The organism is Curtobacterium sp. B18, from assembly GCF_000333375.1.
GTDB lineage: Bacteria > Actinomycetota > Actinomycetes > Actinomycetales > Microbacteriaceae > Curtobacterium.
Map to the genome: position 1 here is coordinate 1 of NZ_BACZ01000064.1, position 4,669 is coordinate 4,669.

The window sequence follows — 4,669 nt, forward strand, 5'->3', positions numbered from 1 at the left end:
AATCGTACTGATCACCGAGGAGCACACCGTGTCCGACCACTCTACGAGGGTCTCCGTCCAGTGGACCGGCGANCCGGCACCGGGACGAGCGGCTACCGCGACTACGGCCGCGACCACGACGTCCGGGCGGCGGGGAAGCACGTCGTGCAGGGGTCCGCCGATCCGACGTTCCGCGGTGACCGCGACCGCTGGAACCCCGAGGAGCTCGTCCTCGCCGCGCTCGCGCAGTGCCACATGCTGAGCTACCTGCACGTCGCCGTGACCGAGGGCTTCACGGTCGTCGCCTACGAGGACCGTGCGACGGCGAGCCTGAACCTCAACCGCGACGGGTCCGGCGAACTCACCGAGGCGACGCTGCACCCGGTCGTCACGATCCTCGAGGCGGACCGCGTCGCCGACGCCGAGGCTGCGCACGCGAGGGCCAACGCCCTCTGCTTCATCGCTCGCTCGGTGGCCTTTCCTGTGCACCACGTCCCGCGCACCGAGATCCGTGGGGCAGACTAGGGCCTCGTGAAGCGTCTGCGTCTCCTCCCGATCGCCCTCGTCCCCGCCGTCGTGCTGGGGCTCGCCGCGTGCTCCGGCTCCGGGTCGAGCGGTTCGACCGCCACCCCGAGCGCGTCCTCCAGCGCGAAGGCAGCCGCCATCACGTCGTGCCCCGACCCGGGCTCGGCGTCGAAGGCGATCACCGTGACCGGTGCCTTCGGTGGCACCACGGCTCCGACGGTGAAGTTCACGGGCGGACTGACGGCGAAGACCCCCCAGGCCAGCACGGTCGTGCGCGGCAAGGGCGCGGCGCTCGACGACGGTGACTACGCGCAGGTCTCGTACAGCGTGTACCAGGCGTCCGACGCGAAGAAGCTCGGCACGGTCGGGTTCGACCAGGGCAACCCGCAGGTCCTGTCGGTGGGCGGTTCCGGGTTCGGCGCCCTGCTCGCGTGCTCCAAGGTCGGCGACCGCGTCGCGGCGGTCGGCCAGTCGTCGGCGCTCGGCTTCAACACCGGCGGCGAGATCGTCGTCGTCGCCGACATCGTCGCGCAGACCCCGACGAAGGCGAACGGCACCGCCCAGAAGCAGGACCCGGCGCTGCCGACCGTGACGGACAAGTCCGACGGTGAGCCGGAGATCACGATCCCGTCGGGCGTGAAGGCACCGTCCAAGACCACGGTCGAGGTCGTCAAGCAGGGCAGCGGCGCCACGATCGCCGACGGTGACACCGCGCTCGTGCAGTACAAGGGCGTCGTCTACGACACCGGCAAGGAGTTCGACTCCTCGTGGTCGAAGGGTGCCCCGACGACCTTCACCATCTCCGAGGGGTCGCTCATCAAGGGCTTCGTCACGGGGCTCGTCGGCCAGAAGGTCGGCTCGCAGGTCCTCATCGTCGTCACGCCGGAGGACGGCTACGGCGCGAACCCGCAGGAGGGCTCGGGCATCCCGAAGAACGCGACGCTCGTCTTCGTCGTCGACATCCTCGCCAAGGGCTGAGCGTGGGCGAGACGGTGGTGCCGACGCCGCACGTCCCGGACGGAGCCGGCCCGGCGAAGCGCCGCATCGTCGTCCTCGGCAGCACCGGTTCCATCGGCACCCAGGCGCTCGACGTCGTCGCGCGCAACCCGGACCGCTTCGAGGTCGTCGGCCTCACAGCGGGGAGCAACCGCACCCTCGTCGCCGAGCAGGCGGAGCGCTTCGGCGTCCGCGACACGGCCTTCGGGGCCGAGGACGCCGAACGCCTGGTCCGCAGCGTCCAGGCGGACGTCGTCCTCAACGGCATCACCGGCTCGGTCGGGCTCGGCCCCACCCTGGCCGCGCTCGAGTCCGGCGCGACGCTCGCCCTGGCGAACAAGGAGAGCCTCATCGTCGGCGGTCCGCTCGTGCAGGCCACCGCGGCCCCCGGGCAGATCGTGCCGGTCGACAGCGAGCACTCCGCCATCGCCCAGGCGCTCCGGTCCGGCACCGCGGACGAGGTCCGTCGACTCGTCCTCACCGCGAGCGGGGGTCCGTTCCGCGGTCGATCGCGCGCCGAGCTCACAGACGTCACCCCGGCCGAGGCGCTGGCCCACCCGACGTGGGACATGGGCCTGGTCGTCACGACCAACTCCGCGACGCTCGTGAACAAGGGGCTCGAGGTCATCGAGGCCCACCTGCTCTTCGGTGTCCCCTACGACCGCATCGACGTGACGGTGCACGCGCAGTCGATCGTGCACTCGATGGTCGAGTTCGTCGACGGGTCGACGATCGCGCAGGCGTCGCCGCCCGACATGCGCCTGCCGATCGCCCTCGGGCTCGCGTGGCCGGACCGCGTCCCCGGAGTCGGCGTGCCGCTCGACTGGACGACCGCGAGCACCTGGACGTTCGAGCCCCTCGACACCGAGGCGTTCGGTGCAGTGGCGCTCGCGAAGCGCGTCGGGCAGCTCGGCGGGACCTTCCCCGCCGTGTTCAACGCGGCGAACGAGCAGGCCGTCGCCGCCTTCCACGCGGGTGCGATCGCGTTCCTCGACATCGTCGACACGGTCGAGCGCGTGGTCGACGAGCACACGGCGGGGGAGTCGTCCCTCGAAGGTGTGCTGGCAGCGGAGCGCTGGGCGCGCACCGCGGCCGACCGCATGCTGTCCCGCTGACGCGGGTCGCGCCTCCAGTCACGTCCCTGCGGCTGCGGGAGCAGACGGACGGAACGGTCCAGGAGGCGCGGTGCACCTCTCAGGGTGCGCTCGGCTCGGTCATGGCAACCGTCCCGTACCCTTTCCCGGTGACCGTCGAAACCGTCCTGCTCTTCGTCCTCGGCGTGGTCGTCTTCATCATCGGCCTGCTGGTCTCGATCGGACTCCACGAGCTGGGCCACCTGGCCTTCGCGAAGCTGTTCAACGTCAAGGTGACGCAGTACTCGTTGGGCTTCGGCAAGGCGATCTGGTCGTTCCGGCGCGGCGAGACCGAGTACGGCATCCGACCGATCCTGCTCGGCGGCTACATCTCGATGGTCGGCATGCTGAAGCCCCGCGCGTCCGGCCGGCCGAGCGCGATCACGAACACGGGCATGTACGGCGCATTCGTGCAGGACGCCCGGCAGGCGAGCGCGGAGCAGATCGCGGACTCCGGCGGCGACGACTCCCGTGCGTTCTACCGACTGACCCCGTGGAAGCGGATCATCGTGATGGTCGCCGGCCCCGCGATGAACCTCGTGATCGGCATCGTGCTGTTCGGCGTGCTGCTGTGCGGCTTCGGCGCCCCGACGACCACGTTCACGTCGAGCGTCGACTGCGTGCTGCCGACGAGCCAGGCGACGACGTGCACCTCGGGTGACGCCGTCTCGCCGGCGAAGCAGGCCGGCATCCGCTCCGGCGACGTCGTGCTCTCGGTCGACGGGAAGCAGGACCCGACGATCGCCGAGGTCTCGAAGGTCTTCCAGGAGTCCGCCGGCGAGGACGTCACCGTCGTGGTGTCCCGCGACGGCGCCGAGAAGACGCTGCACATCACGCCGACGACCGCCACGCGGGACGTCTACACCGCGGACGGCACGGTCGCGAAGAACGCCGACGGCAGCACGAAGACGCAGCAGGTCGGCGTCGTCGGAGTCAGCATCGGCCAGTCGCTCGTCCGGCAGTCGCCCGCGGCCGTGCTGCCGGCCACCGGGGCGCAGATCTCGGCGTCGGCGCACCTCATCATCGACCTGCCGCAGCGTCTCGTCGCGGTGTGGAACGCGGCGTTCGGCTCGCAGGCCCGCTCGCAGGACAGCCCCGTGTCGGTCGTCGGCGTCGGCCGTGCGATCGGCGAGGTCTCGTCGATGTCGGGTGTCCCGGTGGTTGACAAGGCGTACACGATCCTCGGCCTGCTGGCGTCGCTCAACATCGGCCTGTTCGTCCTGAACATGGTGCCGCTGCTGCCGCTCGACGGTGGCCACATCGCCGGCGCCCTGTGGGAGGCCGTGAAGCGCCGTTCGTTCAAGCTCGTCGGCAAGGCGGACCCGGGGCCGATCGACCTGGCGAAGACGATGCCGCTGACGATGGTCGTCGTGGTGCTGCTCGCCGGCATGAGCGCACTGCTCATCTACGCCGACATCGTCCGGCCCGTGAACCTGTTCGGGTAGCGACGGGGTCTCGACCGCGCACTACGCTTTCGCACATGAGCACAGCTCCGGAAGTCCGCACGGTCGAGCGGCAGGGCACCGACGTCATCGCCGAGTCCGACCGGAAGGGACGTCCGAGCGACCTCTTCTGGCCGTGGTTCGCCGCGAACATCTCGGTGCTCGGCCTGTCCTACGGCTCGTTCGTCCTCGGGTTCGGCATCTCGTTCTGGCAGGCCACGATCGTCTCGGTCATCGGGGTCGCGTTCTCGTTCCTGCTGTGCGGGATCGTGGCGATCGCCGGCAAGCGGGGCTCGGCGCCGACGATGGTGCTCGGTCGTGCCGCGTTCGGCGTGCGCGGGAACCGCCTGCCCGCGTTCCTCAGCTGGATCCTCACCGTCGGGTGGGAGACCGCGCTGGCGTCCGCGGCGGTCCTCGCGACCTCGACGGTGTTCCGCGAGCTCGGGTGGGACGGCGGCGTCCTGACGAAGCTCGTCGCGCTCGTGGTCGTCGCCGCGCTCGTCGTCGGTGCGGGCATCGCCGGGTTCGACGTGATCATGCGCCTGCAGACGTGGATCACGGTCATCACCGCGGTGCTCACCGTCGTCTACGTCG

Annotated in this window: 5 protein-coding genes; all 5 read left to right on the forward strand. The window is 70.6% G+C overall.

The annotated features are described in order from the left end of the window. Positions 1-234 precede the first annotated feature (234 nt). On the forward strand, positions 235-504 hold the full coding sequence (locus I5E_RS27270) for an OsmC family protein (RefSeq protein WP_441294318.1): 270 nt from the start codon (positions 235-237) through the stop codon (positions 502-504). A 6-nt stretch (positions 505-510) separates the two neighbouring features. Continuing rightward, on the forward strand, positions 511-1,482 hold the full coding sequence (locus I5E_RS01705) for an FKBP-type peptidyl-prolyl cis-trans isomerase (protein WP_022905472.1): 972 nt from the start codon (positions 511-513) through the stop codon (positions 1,480-1,482). A 2-nt stretch (positions 1,483-1,484) separates the two neighbouring features. Continuing rightward, the gene (gene dxr, locus I5E_RS01710) at positions 1,485-2,615 is read left to right on the forward strand and encodes a 1-deoxy-D-xylulose-5-phosphate reductoisomerase (RefSeq protein ID WP_022905473.1); all 1,131 of its coding nucleotides are present in this window, start codon (positions 1,485-1,487) and stop codon (positions 2,613-2,615) included. A 128-nt stretch (positions 2,616-2,743) separates the two neighbouring features. After that, positions 2,744-4,078 carry a M50 family metallopeptidase gene (locus tag I5E_RS01715; protein WP_022905474.1) on the forward strand — a complete coding sequence of 445 codons (1,335 nt, stop codon included), beginning with the start codon at positions 2,744-2,746 and terminating at the stop codon, positions 4,076-4,078. Positions 4,079-4,113: 35 nt separating this feature from the next. Further along, positions 4,114-4,669: cytosine permease (locus tag I5E_RS01720; protein ID WP_022905475.1), on the forward strand; the 556-nt coding region annotated here is incomplete at its 3' end.